Source organism: Agrobacterium sp. Ap1 (assembly GCF_017313375.1).
Lineage (GTDB): Bacteria > Pseudomonadota > Alphaproteobacteria > Rhizobiales > Rhizobiaceae > Neorhizobium > Neorhizobium cellulosilyticum.
In genome coordinates, this window is the sequence record NZ_JAFLMY010000004.1 from 423,029 (window position 1) to 437,361 (window position 14,333).

Sequence of the window (14,333 nt, forward strand, 5' to 3'; positions counted from 1 at the left end):
ATCGGAGGTTCAGGCGATCAGGGCAAGGGTCGAAAGAAGCACGATTTCGCTAACCTGTTGTGTGGCGCCGATCGTATCACCCGTATGGCCGCCAAGCTTGCGGCGGACGAAAGCGGTGAAGAACTGGCCGGCCGCGGCGCAGACGAGGATCGCGAAGATCGCAACCGGAATGCCGAGGTGAGAGGCGATGAAGATCAGCCCCATCACGCCGCCGATCAGCAGTGCAAGGTTACGCGAGCCCCGTTCGGGTGCGCCGATGGCCACCGCCACGCCGTTTGTTCGGGCAGGCGGGAGCGCGCTCCAGTGCCAGATCATTACCGAGCGGCTGAGGCAGGCCGCGGCTAGCATCGAGACTGCCGCCAGGCTGGAATCGAACCGGGCGAGCGCCGCAAGCGATGCTGCGCGCAGCAGGAAGGACAAAAGCATCGCAACGACACCGTAGGAGCCGATACGACTGTCCTTCATGATGGCAAGCGCATGTTCGCGGTCGCGCCCGCCACCCAGCCCATCTGCCGCATCCGCAAGGCCATCCTCATGCAGCGCGCCGGTCAACAGAACCATCAGTGACAAAGCAATCAGGCTCGTCACAAGCGCGTCACCCGTCTGCGACAACATGTAAAGCACGAGTGCGGGGACGAGCGCGATCAGCACGCCGGCAAGCGGAAATGCCCTGACTGCACGGGAAAACGAGCCGCTTTGACCGAGAAAGAAACGGTCCGGCACGGGGATGCGGCTGAGAAATGCGACCGAGCGGGCTAGGTCGGCGATGAAATCCGTCGCGTTTGGCAGTTGTCGCTCCCGATATAGGCGATTAAGAGATGCGCACACAAAGCGCGATTTGCCGGTGAACACAAGTGCCGGACGATGACGCGCCGGCTAAGACGAGAGAGATTTCGATGAGTTTGAGCGGCCTGCCTTTCGACGATTTTCGTAACCTGATTGCCAATCTGCCGGGACCGGATCCACGCGCATTGGTGGATGCCCGCGAGCGTGACGCCAAGCTGACAAAGCCGCTCGGAGCGCTTGGAAGGCTTGAGGAAATCGCCTTCTGGCTCGCCGCTTGGACGGGCAGGGCACCTGCGGTCAACCGCCCGCTTGTTGCGATCTTCGCCGGCAATCACGGTGTTACCCGGCATGGGATCACTCCCTTTCCGCCGTCCGTGACGCAGCAGATGGTGGATAATTTTGCCGCAGGCGGTGCGGCAATCAACCAGATCTGCGTCACCCATGACCTGGGCCTGAAGATTTTCGACCTTGCGCTCGATTATCCGACCGGCGACATTGCAACCGAAGCGGCTCTTTCCGAGCGCGATTGCGCTGCGACCATGGCTTTCGGTATGGAAGCGATTGCCGGTGGCACGGATCTCCTCTGCCTCGGTGAAATGGGCATCGGCAACACTACGATCGCCGCAGCTATCCATCTGGCGCTTTATGGTGGCGAGGCCGAAGACTGGGTCGGTCCGGGCACCGGCTCCCATGGCGAGCTGATGGCCCGTAAGATCGCCGTCGTTAAACAGGCGGTCGAGTTCCACAAGGACCATCTCTCCGATCCGCTCGAAATTCTTCGCCGTCTCGGCGGTCGCGAGATCGCAGCAATTGCCGGTGCGATTCTGGCAGCCCGCATGGAAAAGATCCCTGTTCTGCTTGATGGCTACGTCGTCACTGCTGCCGCTGCAATTTTGAAGGCGATGAACCCGTCGGCGATCGACCACTGCCTGATCGGTCACGTTTCTGCCGAGCCGGGACATCTGCGCTCGATTGAAAAGCTCGGCAAGACACCGCTGCTGGCACTCGGCATGCGCCTAGGTGAAGGCACGGGCGCAGCACTGGCGGCCGGTATCGTCAAATCTGCAGCCGCCTGCCATACCGGCATGGTGACCTACGAACAGGCAGGCGTGACCAACAAGGCATAAGTGAACCGCCAATGGAAAACACGCCGCTCGACAGTACTCTTGGAAAGGCGAGCGGCGTCCGCCGGATTATCGCGGCGACCCGGTATTCGATGCAGGGTCTTGTGCGCCTGTGGCGTGAACAAGCTTTCCGGCATGAGGTCTATGCCTTCTGCGCAGGTCTCGCGCTCTTTGCGATCATCGGCGCCGCGGCGATCGATTATTTCATCTTCCTCATTCTGACTCTGCTCCTGTTTTGCGTCGAGGCGCTCAACACGGCGATAGAGGAACTTGTCGACCGGATATCTCCCGAAATCTCCACGGTCGGACGCCACGCCAAAGATCTCGGTTCTTTCGCTGTCTTCTGTATGCTGACCGCAAACGGATTGTTTGTGCTTTACGTTCTGGTCAAGCCCTTCTTTCGATTGCATTAGGAAGGCGCGATATCGGCGTTTTCCGGATCTTCCGAGTTGCGATCACGGACCCGTGATCTTCAGATGCAACTTTTTATAGTGGACGCGCGAATGTCAAAAAATTAGCATTTGTCATGTTTTGGGGATTGCGGGACCTGTCACCTTGACCGATGACTCGATCGAAGTTTTTGAATGTGATTTCAAATGGATTGTTCGGGTATGCGAAAACGGAGAAGTGACGGAGCGCGTTTTTAGCATCGCTGAACATGCCCATTCCTGGGCAGCAGGTCAGCGTATACGGATCAAATGTCCGCCGCAGAGATTCGCTTGCAGGCGCGAAGACTAATGACCGTGAACGATTTGCGGACGAATGCACGGATGATTATTCGGTAATTAAGTTCAGGCGAAAGAACGCTTACGTTTTTCGATCGCCGGCGCATCGGCAACGGCGGGAATGCTTTGCATCACCCGGGTGGCAGGCAGGATGGCTATGACTTCGGTGCCTTCACGCAGCTTGGAACGAAGCACGAACTGGCCGTCATGCTTGGCCAGGATAGCTTGAACGATCGGCAGTCCGAGTCCTGTGCCCTGCTCGGCACTCTTGATGGCAATCGAACCCTGTCCGAAGGCCGACAGCACGACGGGAATTTCTTCCTCGGGAATGCCGGGGCCGTTATCCTTGATTGCCACATATTGTCCGCCGCCCGCCGTCCAGCCGACCTTGACCGAGATCTCTCCGCCTTGCTGCGTGAATTTCACCGCATTCGAGAGCAGGTTGAGAATGACCTGTCGGATCGATTTTTCATCTGCCCAGACATGCGGCATCTCGTTTTCGAAATTGTGGCGAATGGCGATGTTCTTCGCCCGTGCCCGCAACTGAACCATGCCGATGCAGTCCTCCGCCACTTCCAGTAGCGACAGCGTCTCCTCGTTCAGATCATAACGGCCGGCTTCGATACGCGACAGATCAAGGATTTCGTTGATCAGGTTGAGAAGATGCTCGCCGGAGCGGTGGATGTCGCCGGCATATTCGCGGTATGTGGGGTTCGGCATCGGGCCGAGCACTTCTGAACTCATGACCTCGGAAAAGCCGAGAATGGCATTGAGCGGTGTTCTCAGTTCATGGGACATGGAGGCGAGGAAGCGGGATTTTGCCAGATTGGCTTCCTCCGCCCGGCGCCGCGCCTCGTCCGACATCGATTTTGCCACTTCCAGCTCGGCGATCAGGTCGTCTTTTTCCGACTGGTAGGACATCAGGGTAAGGTTCGAGCGGTAGAGGCGGTCGCCGATGAAATGAAAGAAAACGACGGCGATGGCGCAGATCGCGGTCAAGCCTATGTCGAGGAGGTCCCGTGAAATCGCGACACGAAAGAGAAGTGCCGCAATCACCGGGACGAAGCCGACGAGAACGCCCTGGCGCAGCATGAAGCTGCTCATGGCTGTGATTGAAATCGTAAAGAGCAGGACAGCGCCCTTGTAGAAGTAAAAACTGTCGCCACCACACGCGTCGCAGGATTGAAGCGCAAAAGTCGCCCATCCGACACCAAGCAGAATCTGCGCAAGCAGCAGCCGCCGGCGCCACTTGGTGGTTTCCGCCGCCGCGATTTCCTTGCGGCTGAAACGTCGGGCGAGCAGAAGGTTGATCGCATGCAGGCTGAGCATCAAAAGCGCCCAGGCAATCAGGTGGGCGCTCGGCGAGATATACATTCCGATCGCGGTGACGAGCGCGATGAAGAGGGGCACGACCGCCGCCGCCTGCAGCACCGCATTGACATGCATGGCGAGCATGTCACGGTCGAAGGCCTGGTTGCCGCTATTGGAAAGTTGCAGCCGTTCACGTGTCGCGCGGACGGTCTTGGATACCGCCTTGTTGCGGTGGCCACGCGATCGATCAACGATTATCTTGTCGGTCGAGATACTGACGCCGCTACTCATTGGTTGTGAACTAATTTATTCGGATGATTGAGAGCTTATGTTCCAAACCTTAAGAAGATACTGCCGGGAAAGGTTTTGTTTGCCATTCTCCTGAAGCTTCCGTTTGTAATTGAGACCGGATTGTGACCCGCCTTGCCAAGACCCTGAAGGATGGTTTGTTCCTCGGAGCATTCCTTGTCCTTGCCTCACTTATCGTTGCCAAGATCGACCTCAACGGTGACACCCGCATCAACGGTCCGTTTTACGCGATCGACGGCGATACGCTGGCGGCCGGAGCCGAGCGCTTGAGGCTGATCGGTATTGATGCCCCGGAGGCTGATCAGTCCTGCGGCGAAGGGCAGAATGTCTGGACATGCGGCGATGCCGCACGCGACGCCCTGGCAAAATTCGCCTCGGTGCCCGACGTATATTGCGCAGGATCCTCCAGGGATCGTTATGGCCGTGTTCTTGTACGCTGTCGGCTGGGTGAAACGGATATCAACGCCGAACTCGTTCGCCAGGGAGTGGCCGTCGCATCCGGGGACTATCACGCAGAAGAGACAGCTGCGCGGGGACAGGCAGAAGGGATATGGTCCGGTCCTTTCGAAACCCCACGCGCGTGGCGTACGGCCAAGGGTGCTGCGGCCGAAGATGATGGATCGACGGGGACCGGAAGCCGTGTCGAAGCGATCCTCGATCGGCTGAAAGGCATGCTGCCGTGGACGTGATTGAACCGGACCGGATTGCCGATCTCGGTGCAGGCATCGCAGCCTGTCGCATTTGTCGCGACCATCCTGCAAAACCAGGAAATCCGTTGCCCCACGAGCCGAGGCCGGTTGCGACATTGTCCTCGACGGCACGGTTACTGATTGCCGGTCAGGCGCCGGGCTTGCGAGTTCACCAGAGCGGACTGCCATTTGACGATGCCTCGGGCAACCGGCTGCGCGACTGGATGGGCGTGACCCGAGAAGAGTTTTACGATGCAGACCGTCTGGCGATCGTGCCAATGGGCTTCTGCTTTCCCGGTTACGACGCAAAGGGAAGTGACCTGCCACCGCGCAAGGAATGTGCGCCCGCATGGCGCAGCAGGGTGATTGCGGCAATGCCGCAGATCGACACGGTTCTGGTGATCGGCCAATATGCTGCGGCTTGGCATCTGGGCGCTCGCCGAAAGAAAACCACGACGGAAACGGTGAGGAACTGGCGGGAATATTTCTTCGTCAATGACGGGCCGCGCATCCTGCCGCTGCCACATCCGAGCTGGCGCAACAGCGGCTGGCTGAAAAGCAACGGCTGGTTTGAAGCGGAGATCTTGCCCGTGTTGCGCCAGCATGTGGATAGCTTGATCCGCGGAACAAAATTCGCTTAACTGTGTGAAAATCGGGTGTATAACGAAAAATCATTTCGAAGGGGACAATGATGGACCGTCTTGACCGCAAGATCCTGCGTATTCTACAGGAAGATTCCACACTCGCAGTGGCGGATCTCGCCAAGAAGGTCGGCCTGTCCACCACGCCTTGCTGGCGCCGTATCCAGAAAATGGAAGAGGACGGCGTCATCCGCCGTCGCGTGGCGCTGCTCGATCCGGGCAAGGTCAATACGAAGGTTACCGTTTTCGTCTCGATCCGCACCGCCAGCCACTCGATCGAATGGCTAAAGCGCTTTTCCGAAGTCGTGGTAGATTTTCCGGAAGTGGTAGAATTCTACCGCATGAGCGGTGACGTAGACTATCTGTTGCGTGTCGTCGTGCCGGATATCGCTGCCTATGACGCCTTCTACAAGCGCCTGATCGCCAAGATCGAGATCCGCGACGTCTCTTCCGTCTTTGCCATGGAGCAGATCAAATACACGACGGAACTGCCGCTCGACTACATGATGATCGACAACCAGAAATCCGGCGACGACTGAGCGATCCAACTCTGCTGAGATGATTTTGAAAGCGCTGCAATCCGGGTTGGGTTGCGGCGCTTTGCTTTGGTATTCAGACCTTTAGTCGCCGCATCACCTTCTCGCTCGACAGTTCTTTGAGCGCGTCCTTGCCGATCCAGCGTGCCGTTTTGTCATTCGATTCTGCGAGTTTCTGCGCAAGGGCGAGAGCCGGCTTGTGGCAGGTGACATTTCGCTTGCCGATATTGCGCAAGGCCCAGTTGACAGCTTTTTTGACAAAATTGCGCGGGTCGGTGGAGTGTTGTTCGATCAGGCGCAGACAGCCTATCAAGGTCGCGTCCGGCTCCGTCTTCAGATGGACGGATGCTCCGGCGATCATCGCAAAGGCGGTGCGGCGGACGAATTCACGCTCGTCTTCGGCAAACTCGGCGATCAGGTCCTGCCAGAAGGGGACTTCGGTAAAGAGGTCGGCGGCGGCATCGACGATTTCCCACGAGGCGAAATCATCCGCCCAGGAATGCGCTTCGGCAGAGGTAAGCGCTTTCGGGTCGGCGGTGTAAATCGCCACCATCCGCGCTTCGCGAATGCCTGTGTTCCACAGATCAAGCGCCCGGGCGTGATCGCGTTTCACCACACGGGCGATTTTCTGCAGGTCGGGATTGGAGATCCCGAGCGCCGCATCGGTGACGATGCCAAAGCGACCCATGCCGGCAATGTTCTCCTCCGACCGCAAAGTACCAAGATGATCGATTATCCCGGCGACGTCGGAGGAGGGGCTGAGCATTGCCTTTGACCTTTTGTCTTACTTCCGTTCGAGACGGGCAAGCAGCGAGGACGTATCCCAGCGATTGCCGCCCATGGCCTGCACGTCGCCATAGAACTGGTCGACCAGTGCCGTCAGCGGCAGTTTCGCCCCGTTGCGACGTGCTTCTGTCAGGACGATGTCGAGATCCTTGCGCATCCAGTCGACGGCAAAGCCGAAATCGTACTTGCCCTGGTCCATCGTCTTGTGGCGGTTTTCCATCTGCCATGAACCGGCCGCACCCTTGGAAATGACGTCGACGACGGTTTCGATGTCGAGGCCGGACTGCTTGCCGAAATGAATGGCTTCCGACAGGCCCTGGACGATGCCGGCGATGCAGATCTGGTTCATCATCTTGGTGAGCTGGCCGCTTCCGACCGGTCCCATCAGCCCGACCATGCGGGCATAGGCGTCGATGACCGGCTTCGCCTTGTCGAACACGGCCTGATCGCCGCCGCACATGACGGTGAGCACACCGTTTTCTGCGCCCGCCTGACCACCGGAGACCGGGGCGTCGATGAAGTGGACGCCGCGCTCCTTCGCAGCCGCATCGAGTTCGCGCGCAACCTCGGCACTGGCCGTGGTGTTGTCGATCAGAATCGCGCCGGGCTTCATGGTCGAGAGCACACCGTTTTCGCCCGTTGTCACCGAGCGGAGATCGTCGTCATTGCCGACGCAGGTGAAGACAAAATCGGCATCCTTGGCGGCTTCCGCCGGCGTGGCTCCGGTCGTGCCGCCGAATTTCGCGGCCCAGTCGGCGGCCTTGGCGGCGGTGCGGTTATAGACGCTGACGTCGTGGCCACCCTTTTGCTTGAGATGTCCCGCCATCGGGAAACCCATGACCCCGAGACCGATGAATGCCACTTTCGCCATGCCGAACCTCCGAACGCTTGTTGTTCCCGATGATTAGAACAAAGCATGGCCGACGGGAAGAACAAAGCAGGCAAAAATGATTTTCCGCAATGCAGTGGAGATTTGCACTTTAGCAGTTTTGCATTCCCATCGGCTTGAATCGGAGAAATGAAATCTCCGATTGCAGTTGTTTTTTGAAACGATGGAATGTCGACCAACTCGATAGAGTATGGGAGCCTTCTGTCATCAGAGATCTGGTGAGGAAGGGCTCATTCCATGGTGACAGGCAATTTGAACCGTCGACAGACACTTGGCTTGTTCGGCGCGGCAGCGGCTACTGCCGTCCTGCCCATCGCGGGAAAGGCAAAGGCGGCAGCCAAGGAACTGCGCATCGGCTGGCAGAAGAACGGCGTGCTGGCTCTGGCGAAAAGCCAGGGTGCGCTCGAAAAGCGTTTCGCCGATCGCGGCATCAAGGTGACATGGGCGGAATTCACCTCCGGCCCTCCGCTTCTGGAAGCGCTCGGGGCGGGCGCGCTCGATTTCGGCCCGACCGGTGACGTGCCGCCGCTTTTTGCGCAGGCCGCTCGCGGCAACCTGCTTTATGTCGGTACCTATCGCGGCAGTTCTCAAGGTTCGGCCATCCTCGTCCACAAGGATAGCCCGATCCAGTCGATCGCGGATCTGAAGGGCAAGAAGCTGGCCTTCAAGCGCGGCTCCAGCGCCCACAATGTTGCAGTCAAGGTTCTGCGCAAGGGCGGACTTTCCCCCAGCGACGTGACGCAGCTCGATCTTGCGCCACCGGATGCGGCCGCTGCCTTCAAGAATGGTTCGATCGATGCCTGGTCGATCTGGGATCCCTATACGGCAATTGCCCAAGCCGACCCGCAGACCCGCGTGCTGACGACGGCGGAGGGTATTGTCGATAGCTGGAGCTATTTCCTCGGCAATGGTGATTTCGCTGCCGAGAACGGCGATCTGATCGTCGAGGTGATCGACGAGCTGAAAAAGGTCGGCGGCACGGCACAGTCGAATTTCGATGAGACGGTGAAGGCGATCGCCTCAATCACCGGCGTGCCGGAAAACGTCACCAAGGTCGTGCTGTCGCGCCGTGGGGCGGATCTGGGCGCGGTCTCCACCGTGCCGGATGCGGCGGTCCAGTATCAGCAGGCGCTGGCCGATGAATTCTACGATCTCAAGATCATTCCGCGAAAGCTGGACATCTCCGACATCGTCTGGCGCCCCAAGGCCAGCTGAGCCTGCGTCCGTCACAGACCAACCGAGATCAAGGATTTTTCACGATGAGCGATACGAAGAACCCCATCGATTTTCTCTGGTTCATCCCGACCGGCGGCGACGGCACCTATCTCGGCGGCAGCGAGCTTAACCGTCCGCCTGAAAACAGGTATCTGCGCGAACTGGCGCAGACTGTGGACAGGCTTGGGTTTTCCGGCGTGCTTTTGCCGACCGGCGTCTCCTGCGAAGAGTCCTTCGTGACGGCTGCCTCGCTGGCGCCGTTCACCGAAAAGCTTAAATTCCTGGTGGCGATCCGCCCGGGCACGGCGGCGCCGGCCTATTATGCAAGGCTCGCGGCAGCGCTCGACCGGGTATCGAACGGCAGGCTGCTGCTCAATATCGTCGTCGGCGGCAATCCGTCGGAACTAGCGGGCGACGGCATCTTTCTTGAGCATGACGAGCGCTACACCCATGCTGAAGAATTTTTCCAGGTCTTCGAGGATCTCGTCACCACCGGCCATGCGGATCTAGACGGCAAGCATATCAAGGCGAGGAATGCCAAGCTCGGTTTCCCGACCATTCAGCAGCCACGGCCACCGCTCTATTTCGGCGGATCGTCGGATGCCGGCATCGAGTTCTTCGCCGGCCGTGGCGACAAATATCTGACCTGGGGCGAGCCACCGGAACAGGTGGAGCAAAAGATCAAGGCCGTGCGCGCTGCCGCCGAAAAACGGGGCAGGGAGGTTTCCTTCGGCATCCGGCTGCATTTCATTGTCCGCGAGACCGACGAGGAGGCCTGGGAGGCTGCGGACAAGCTGATCTCCAAGCTCTCTGACGAGACAATCGCCAAGGCGCAGGCGCATTTCGCGCGCGATTCCGACAGTGTCGGCCAGCAGCGGATGGCGGCGCTCCACAACGGCCGCCGCGACAAGCTGGAAGTCTCGCCCAACCTCTGGGCGGGGATCGGCTTGGTGCGCTCGGGCGCGGGGACCGCCCTGGTCGGCTCGCCGAAGACGGTGGCGGCGCGCCTGCGCGAATACCAGGACCTCGGCATCGAGACGGTGATCGGCTCCGGTTATCCGCATCTGGAAGAGGCTTACCGCGTGGCGGAATTGCTTTTCCCGGAACTCGGCATCACCCGCGAGGAACAGCGTGCCGGTTTCGGCAATGAATTCGCGTCCGAAAAGCCGCTCTTCGGCGGCGGCGGCCACGCGACCATCCGTGCTGTTGCTGCATCCTGATAAGATAGCGAGGGCGAGATAATGACGGCAGTCGATACGTTTTCGGAAGGGCGCAGCCTAAGGCGCATCAGGGAAGACAGGACTTCATCGGCGGCAATCGGCTATTCAGATCCTCCCAAGGGGTCGGCGGAGAAGGCTGCGCGGGCAGATGACGGGAAGCCGCTACGCCCGCGCAGCGTCTCCGGCTTAGCGCTTTTACCTTTTCTCCTGCCGGTGACATTGGTCATACTCTGGCAGGCGGGCTCGTCTTTCGGCTTAATCTCCGACCGGATCATGCCGTCGCCGGTGGCGGTGGTTGCGGCCTTTTGGGAACGGTTGCTCTCCGGTGAACTGGTCCGCGATGTCGGCGTCAGCGGCGCACGGGCGCTGAGCGGTCTTCTGATCGGCGGCTCGATCGGGTTCCTGCTAGGCATCGCCAACGGCGTGTCGAAACTGTCGGAACAACTGACCGACACGACGCTGCAGATGCTGCGCACGATTCCGCATCTGGCGATGATCCCGCTCGTCATCCTCTGGTTCGGCATCGGCGAGGAGGCAAAGCTGTTCCTCACCTCACTCGGTGTACTCTTCCCGATCTACTTGAACACCTATCACGGGGTGAAGAATGTCGATCGCGACCTCATTGAGATGGGACGTATCTACGGCATGAGCGGCTGGTCGCTGTTCCGCAAGGTGATCTTTCCGGGAGCATTGCCGTCGATCTTCGTCGGCTTACGGTATGCGCTCGGTATCATGTGGCTGACGCTGATCGTCTCTGAATCGATCGCTGCAAATTCCGGCATCGGCTACATGGCCAATACCGCCCGCGAGTTCATGATGACCGATGTCGTCGTGCTGGCGCTGGTCATCTACGCGGTGCTCGGCAAGCTCGCGGACGTCATTGCCCGGACGCTGGAGCGCGCAGCGCTCTCATGGAACCCGGCCTATCAGCGGTAAGGAGGAAAAAATGCCTGTTGGACCCTATCAATCACCGGTCGCCTTCATTTCGGATGTGGAACTCGATGCGCACCATGCCGCGCAGCCGGTGGACTATCAGGCCGCGCCGCAACCCGCTGGCCTGAAGCTGCGCGGCGTCGAGAAACGCTTCGGCGACAATCTGGTCTTACGCGGTCTTGATCTCGATGTGCCCGCCGGGCAGTTCCTGGCAATCGTCGGCAAGAGCGGTTGTGGCAAGAGCACTCTCTTGCGGCTCCTGGTCGGGTTGGACGAGCCGACTGGTGGCCGGATCGAATTCGTCGATGAGGAAGGCAAGGCAGTGGAGCCCAATTCCCGCATCGTTTTCCAGGAGCCGCGGCTTTTGCCGTGGTTCTCTGTTGCCGACAATGTGGCGGTTGGATTGGGCGACGGCGTGCCGAAAGCATTCGGGCGGCGCGAGGCCGAGCGGGCGCTGGCGGGCGTGCAGCTGTCGGAAAAGGCGAAGGACTGGCCGTCGAAACTTTCCGGCGGCCAGCGCCAGCGCGTGGCCTTGGCACGCGCTCTGGTCAGCCGTCCGGGCCTGCTGGCGCTCGATGAGCCGCTCGGCGCGCTCGATGCCCTGACGCGGATCGGCATGCAGGATCTGGTGACCAATGTCTGGCGCGAGCTTGGCTTTACCGCCGTGCTCGTCACTCATGATGTGGCGGAAGCCGTGCATCTGGCGGACCGGGTGATCGTGCTCGATGAAGGCCGTATCAGCCTCGACCTCGAGATCCCGAGAGATCAGCCGCGCCGGCATGGCGATCCGGTTCTGGCGGAACTGGAGGGCAGACTGCTTGATACGATCCTCGGGAGAACCTGAGGATCGTATCTAGAGCATTTCCGCCTTTCTTTGAAATGCGAAACCGCTCTATCTCTTTGTTTTAACGCAATTCCGGACGCAAAACCGGTTCCCACTTTTGCTGGAATTGCTCAAAAAACAGGTCGGGCCGATCAGATCGATCGGCCGGCCCGTGCCAGGCCGTGTTCGACAAGCCGGTCAATGACTTCAGGATAGCTGACGCCGCTTGCGCCCATCACCTTGGAATACATGCTGATATCGGTGAAGCCGGGAATGGTGTTCAGCTCGTTGATGAGAATGCGCCCTTCCGAGGTGAGGAAGAAATCCGCTCGCGCCATGCCGTCACAGCCGAGCGCGCGAAACGCCTTGATCGCGAAGGCGCGGATCTCATCCTCGACATCCGGCGGCATCTGCGCCGGAACTCTCAGCGCTGCGCCATCCTCGTCGATATATTTGGCATCGTAGCTGTAAAAGCCGTGGCTCTCCGCCGGAACGATCTCGCCCGTTGTCGAGACGAACAGGCTGCCGTCCGGCGCTTCCAGAACAGCACATTCGATCTCGCGGCCCTTGATGAATTCTTCGGCGAGAAGCTTGCTGTCGTGGCGAAAACCTTCAGACAAGGCCGCGTCGTAACCGGCTTTCGTCAAAACCTTGCTGACGCCGACCGAAGATCCCTGGCGGGCCGGCTTGATGAAGATCGGCAGGCCGAGCGCCTGTTCCAGTTCCTCGAAAGCGGGTGCCGCATCCTGATAGATCGTCACCGAACGAGCCGCCGGAATGCCGGCCTCGTTGAACAGCCGCTTGGCGATATCCTTGTCGAGCGCATTGGCGGAACCGAGAATGCCGCAGCCAACTAGCGGTACGCGCGCCACTTCGGCAAGCCCCTGAACCGCACCATCCTCGCCATGCAGGCCGTGAAGCACTGGAAACAGGATATCGATCTTCGGCAGTTCGTATGCCGCAGCACCTTCGGGAAGTGCAAGAAGACGACCCTTGCCACCGGGGATCAGGGAAAGCTGGGTGCCGTTTTCCGGCTTTGAAAGCGCGCCGCCCTCGAACGCGCTGAGCAGCCATAGGCCTTCGCGACTGCCGAAGACCGGTACCGCATCGTATTTTTGCGGATCGAGCGCGTTCATGACATTGGTGGCCGAAAGCACCGACACGTCATGTTCCGCCGAACGCCCGCCGAACAACACGGCAATACGCAACCTGCCTGAGTTTCCCGTCATGTAACCCTCTCCAGTCCGACTCGTCGCCGGTATCCGATTCTGCATCGGTTTTTCACCCACTCCTTGCGACGCCGCAAAACGGGCTGTTTTGCGGCGCGCTGGCTATGGAGATTAGGAAAGTTGGTGTCAGAACGGCTTGATGACGGCGAGCGCCACGACGAGCACGAGACAGATCAGGATGACCGGCATGCCGATGCGCACGAAGGCGTTGGGGTCGAATTTCGGATCGGCAGCCATCTTGCGCATCGCAGCCTGCTGCATGCCGTGCAGCGCCGAAAGGATGACGACGAGCAGAAGCTTGGCATGCAGCCAGCCATTGCCGGCAAAGCCGATGTAACCGAAGGCAAGCCACAGGCCGAAAATCCAGGCGCCGGCAAGCGCTGCAGTGGTCACTGTGCGGTCGTATTTGCGTAGCGCGACGATCACGCCGACACGGATCGGCGGCGGCACCATCGAAATGACGAAGGCATTGATCAGCATGCCGCCGATCAGGAGGAAGTCGGAGAGTTGGTGCAGAGCCTTGATGACGAAATACAGCATTATCGATCACTCCAGATCATGGATTCGGTAAACCCGAGTTCAGCAAGATCCTGCGCTCGAAGCGCCTGTTCTGCCGGGTCGGATGGAAAGAATTCGTCCAGTTGCGGCGGCTTTACGCCCGTTGCGGATAACATCGCATGAACCTGTCCGCGATGATGTATCTGGTGTTGGAAGAGATGCAGAAGGATGCGGTCTGTCGGCTCGACCTGCATATGCATGTAGCGCGGGATGCGGACTTCGGCGCAAAGCGTGTCGTCCGTCAGGCTGCGACAGTGGTCGATGAGCCGGCGATCGGCTGCGCGCTGTTCGCGGTCGAGATCGGCAAGGGCGGGAAACGGGATTTCCGGTTCGAAGGCGGAAGCACCCGGACAGTCGCCTTCGAGCGCGCCGATATAGAGCCAGTCGACGGTCAGGATATGGTTCAGCGTGTGGATGATCGACGGAAAGAAGTTTTGGCGCGGCGCGGCCAGCTCTTCGGAAGACAGCAGGGCGCAGGCTCTCAGCAGCCGGTGATTGGCCCAGGCGTTGTTGTATGCCTGGGCTATGAGGTAACGCTCCGGCGTCATGGGGCCGTTCT

The 14,333-nt window shown here is 59.7% G+C and carries 16 protein-coding genes; 9 read left to right on the forward strand and 7 right to left on the reverse strand.

What is annotated here, in order from left to right; translation table 11 throughout:
• Positions 1–9: 9 nt before the first annotated feature.
• Positions 10–828, reverse strand: a complete 819-nt coding sequence (cobS, locus tag JZX87_RS11055) for an adenosylcobinamide-GDP ribazoletransferase (protein WP_502711311.1) — start codon at positions 826–828, stop codon at positions 10–12.
• Between the two features lie 68 nt (positions 829–896).
• Between cobS and cobT the strand changes: the two genes are divergently transcribed.
• Positions 897–1,913 carry a nicotinate-nucleotide--dimethylbenzimidazole phosphoribosyltransferase gene (gene cobT / locus JZX87_RS11060; RefSeq protein WP_148148497.1) on the forward strand — a complete coding sequence of 339 codons (1,017 nt, stop codon included), beginning with the start codon at positions 897–899 and terminating at the stop codon, positions 1,911–1,913.
• An 11-nt stretch (positions 1,914–1,924) separates the two neighbouring features.
• Positions 1,925–2,323: a diacylglycerol kinase gene (locus JZX87_RS11065; RefSeq protein ID WP_206825410.1), complete on the forward strand. Its 399-nt coding sequence runs from the start codon at positions 1,925–1,927 to the stop codon at positions 2,321–2,323.
• A gap of 378 nt (positions 2,324–2,701) precedes the next feature.
• Here the strand turns inward: JZX87_RS11065 and JZX87_RS11070 are convergent, their stop codons facing one another.
• A complete protein-coding gene (locus JZX87_RS11070) occupies positions 2,702–4,237 on the reverse strand; it encodes a sensor histidine kinase (RefSeq protein WP_206825411.1) in 1,536 nt (511 codons plus the stop codon).
• A gap of 122 nt (positions 4,238–4,359) precedes the next feature.
• On the opposite strand from JZX87_RS11070, the gene JZX87_RS11075 reads away from it, so the two are divergent.
• The 3 genes from JZX87_RS11075 to JZX87_RS11085 are packed head-to-tail and all read left to right on the forward strand — an operon-like array spanning position 4,360 to position 6,124.
• A complete protein-coding gene (locus JZX87_RS11075; RefSeq protein WP_206825412.1) occupies positions 4,360–4,944 on the forward strand; it encodes a thermonuclease family protein in 585 nt (194 codons plus the stop codon).
• The gene (locus tag JZX87_RS11080; protein WP_148148516.1) at positions 4,941–5,585 is read left to right on the forward strand and encodes a uracil-DNA glycosylase family protein; all 645 of its coding nucleotides are present in this window, start codon (positions 4,941–4,943) and stop codon (positions 5,583–5,585) included. The genes JZX87_RS11075 and JZX87_RS11080 overlap by 4 nt, the downstream gene beginning before the upstream one ends.
• A 50-nt stretch (positions 5,586–5,635) precedes the next feature.
• Positions 5,636–6,124: an Lrp/AsnC family transcriptional regulator gene (locus tag JZX87_RS11085; protein WP_148148515.1), complete on the forward strand. Its 489-nt coding sequence runs from the start codon at positions 5,636–5,638 to the stop codon at positions 6,122–6,124.
• A 73-nt stretch (positions 6,125–6,197) separates the two neighbouring features.
• On the opposite strand, the gene JZX87_RS11090 is transcribed toward JZX87_RS11085, so the two are convergent.
• Positions 6,198–6,887, reverse strand: a complete 690-nt coding sequence (locus tag JZX87_RS11090) for a DNA alkylation repair protein (protein ID WP_206825413.1) — start codon at positions 6,885–6,887, stop codon at positions 6,198–6,200.
• Positions 6,888–6,905: 18 nt separating this feature from the next.
• Positions 6,906–7,778: an NAD(P)-dependent oxidoreductase gene (locus tag JZX87_RS11095; protein WP_206825414.1), complete on the reverse strand. Its 873-nt coding sequence runs from the start codon at positions 7,776–7,778 to the stop codon at positions 6,906–6,908.
• Positions 7,779–8,033: 255 nt separating this feature from the next.
• On the opposite strand from JZX87_RS11095, the gene JZX87_RS11100 reads away from it, so the two are divergent.
• The 4 genes from JZX87_RS11100 to JZX87_RS11115 are packed head-to-tail and all read left to right on the forward strand — an operon-like array spanning position 8,034 to position 12,008.
• Positions 8,034–9,011 (forward strand): aliphatic sulfonate ABC transporter substrate-binding protein, encoded by a 978-nt coding sequence (locus JZX87_RS11100; protein WP_183821737.1) that lies wholly within the window; start codon positions 8,034–8,036, stop codon positions 9,009–9,011.
• 44 nt (positions 9,012–9,055) lie between these two features.
• Positions 9,056–10,231: an FMNH2-dependent alkanesulfonate monooxygenase gene (ssuD, locus tag JZX87_RS11105; protein ID WP_148148490.1), complete on the forward strand. Its 1,176-nt coding sequence runs from the start codon at positions 9,056–9,058 to the stop codon at positions 10,229–10,231.
• Positions 10,232–10,252: 21 nt separating this feature from the next.
• Positions 10,253–11,167, forward strand: coding sequence for an aliphatic sulfonate ABC transporter permease SsuC (gene ssuC, locus JZX87_RS11110; RefSeq protein WP_148148489.1), 915 nt, complete (start codon positions 10,253–10,255; stop codon positions 11,165–11,167).
• 10 nt (positions 11,168–11,177) lie between these two features.
• Positions 11,178–12,008, forward strand: coding sequence for an ABC transporter ATP-binding protein (locus tag JZX87_RS11115; protein WP_206825415.1), 831 nt, complete (start codon positions 11,178–11,180; stop codon positions 12,006–12,008).
• A 131-nt stretch (positions 12,009–12,139) separates the two neighbouring features.
• Here JZX87_RS11115 and JZX87_RS11120 read toward each other — a convergent pair whose 3' ends face one another.
• From JZX87_RS11120 to JZX87_RS11130, 3 genes are all read right to left on the reverse strand, one after another.
• On the reverse strand, positions 12,140–13,216 hold the full coding sequence (locus JZX87_RS11120) for a D-alanine--D-alanine ligase family protein (protein ID WP_206825416.1): 1,077 nt from the start codon (positions 13,214–13,216) through the stop codon (positions 12,140–12,142).
• Between the two features lie 126 nt (positions 13,217–13,342).
• Positions 13,343–13,756: a CopD family protein gene (locus JZX87_RS11125; protein ID WP_183821732.1), complete on the reverse strand. Its 414-nt coding sequence runs from the start codon at positions 13,754–13,756 to the stop codon at positions 13,343–13,345.
• Positions 13,756–14,322, reverse strand: coding sequence for a DinB family protein (locus JZX87_RS11130; RefSeq protein ID WP_206825417.1), 567 nt, complete (start codon positions 14,320–14,322; stop codon positions 13,756–13,758). The genes JZX87_RS11125 and JZX87_RS11130 overlap by 1 nt, the downstream gene beginning before the upstream one ends.
• Positions 14,323–14,333: the final 11 nt, after the last annotated feature.

What these genes read in the sequence shown, in the direction of transcription:
- ssuC (WP_148148489.1), top strand. Translation starts at nt 10,253, where the DNA reads ATGACGGCAGTCGATACGTTTTCGGAAGGGCGCAGCCTAAGGCGCATC.
- JZX87_RS11125 (WP_183821732.1), bottom strand. Translation starts at nt 13,756, where the DNA reads ATGCTGTATTTCGTCATCAAGGCTCTGCACCAACTCTCCGACTTCCTC.
- JZX87_RS11085 (WP_148148515.1), top strand. Translation starts at nt 5,636, where the DNA reads ATGGACCGTCTTGACCGCAAGATCCTGCGTATTCTACAGGAAGATTCC.
- JZX87_RS11120 (WP_206825416.1), bottom strand. Translation starts at nt 13,216, where the DNA reads ATGACGGGAAACTCAGGCAGGTTGCGTATTGCCGTGTTGTTCGGCGGG.
- ssuD (WP_148148490.1), top strand. Translation starts at nt 9,056, where the DNA reads ATGAGCGATACGAAGAACCCCATCGATTTTCTCTGGTTCATCCCGACC.
- JZX87_RS11130 (WP_206825417.1), bottom strand. Translation starts at nt 14,322, where the DNA reads ATGACGCCGGAGCGTTACCTCATAGCCCAGGCATACAACAACGCCTGG.
- JZX87_RS11090 (WP_206825413.1), bottom strand. Translation starts at nt 6,887, where the DNA reads ATGCTCAGCCCCTCCTCCGACGTCGCCGGGATAATCGATCATCTTGGT.
- JZX87_RS11115 (WP_206825415.1), top strand. Translation starts at nt 11,178, where the DNA reads ATGCCTGTTGGACCCTATCAATCACCGGTCGCCTTCATTTCGGATGTG.
- JZX87_RS11100 (WP_183821737.1), top strand. Translation starts at nt 8,034, where the DNA reads ATGGTGACAGGCAATTTGAACCGTCGACAGACACTTGGCTTGTTCGGC.
- JZX87_RS11095 (WP_206825414.1), bottom strand. Translation starts at nt 7,778, where the DNA reads ATGGCGAAAGTGGCATTCATCGGTCTCGGGGTCATGGGTTTCCCGATG.
- JZX87_RS11065 (WP_206825410.1), top strand. Translation starts at nt 1,925, where the DNA reads ATGGAAAACACGCCGCTCGACAGTACTCTTGGAAAGGCGAGCGGCGTC.
- cobT (WP_148148497.1), top strand. Translation starts at nt 897, where the DNA reads ATGAGTTTGAGCGGCCTGCCTTTCGACGATTTTCGTAACCTGATTGCC.
- JZX87_RS11070 (WP_206825411.1), bottom strand. Translation starts at nt 4,237, where the DNA reads ATGAGTAGCGGCGTCAGTATCTCGACCGACAAGATAATCGTTGATCGA.